We start from the raw sequence: 1,003 nt of genomic DNA on the forward strand, positions 1-1,003 counted from the left end.
CGAACAAGTCTCAATTGAGCGAGGAGAAATTGTCACAGCGGGGCCAGACGTGAAAGCAATTATCCTGAATGGATTGGGATTTGTCTCCGGGTCCTTGTATTTATTTCCTCAATTTTTTGAAGATAAAGCAAGCGAACATTTGCTGGGAGAGGGCATCGAACCCAAACTCCTGAATGATGATAAAATTGGTCGAGTAATGGACAAACTTTATCAACTGGATGTTTCGGGTATTTTCCTACTCATTAGTTTAGCGGCCGTAAAAAAATTTGGTGTAGCGACCGAGAATTGCCATTTAGATTCGACTTCTCTATCAGTGGAAGGAGAATATAAAAAGGAATACCCAACAGTAGAAATCCTGAAATCAGGAGCAGTTGGAGAAGAAATTGAAACCAGACAACAGCCAATAAAACGTCAATTCAAAAATGAAACGCATCAACCTCAAGAGTTGACAAAGAAAGGCTCATCAGGTACTGTCTGATCATTAACAACAACAAATCAGACCCAAAAACCAGCCGAAAACATCTTAACATAGAACAAAGAAACTTGCTCTACCAACTTAGTCAAGAGGGAAATTTATCTCAACGGCAAATGGCCGTCTGGCTCGGATGTCATCAAAGCACGACCAGCGCGAGAATTAAGAAGGAATCAAAGTTCTCTGGGCTGCTATCTACCTGACACAGCACAAGCTAAGAGCGAGACGCGCACCAAAAATGCCAAACAACTCTTTTAAAATGTCAGCGAGTCGGCCTTAGAGTTGGTGAAAAAAGGATTGAAATATTATCATAGGGTTTGCTGAATAATGGTAAGTAGGTGGGTGGAATTAAATAGGGTTTGCTGAATAATGGTAAAACCCTTTTAAAATAAGGCTTTTGACCTGTTAAAGTCCGATGTTAGTGCAAGAAAATAGGATTGGGACTTTCAAAAACCTTGCATTATCCTTCTTGTAGTACATAGATTGGTACAAAAAACAAGGGCAACAAAGCCCGAAACGACCGACTCCTGA

Annotated in this window: 2 pseudogenes; both read left to right on the plus strand. The window is 40.6% G+C overall.

The window, feature by feature from the left end:
* Nucleotides 1-409, plus strand: a pseudogene (locus tag PX482_RS07015) (DUF4277 domain-containing protein); the annotation flags it as partial.
* A gap of 71 nt (nt 410-480) precedes the next feature.
* A pseudogene (locus tag PX482_RS07020) lies at nt 481-727 on the plus strand (helix-turn-helix domain-containing protein); the annotation flags it as partial.
* Nucleotides 728-1,003 lie beyond the last annotated feature (276 nt).

Source organism: Microcystis sp. M53602_WE12 (genome assembly GCF_030065455.1).
Lineage (GTDB): Bacteria > Cyanobacteriota > Cyanobacteriia > Cyanobacteriales > Microcystaceae > Microcystis > Microcystis aeruginosa.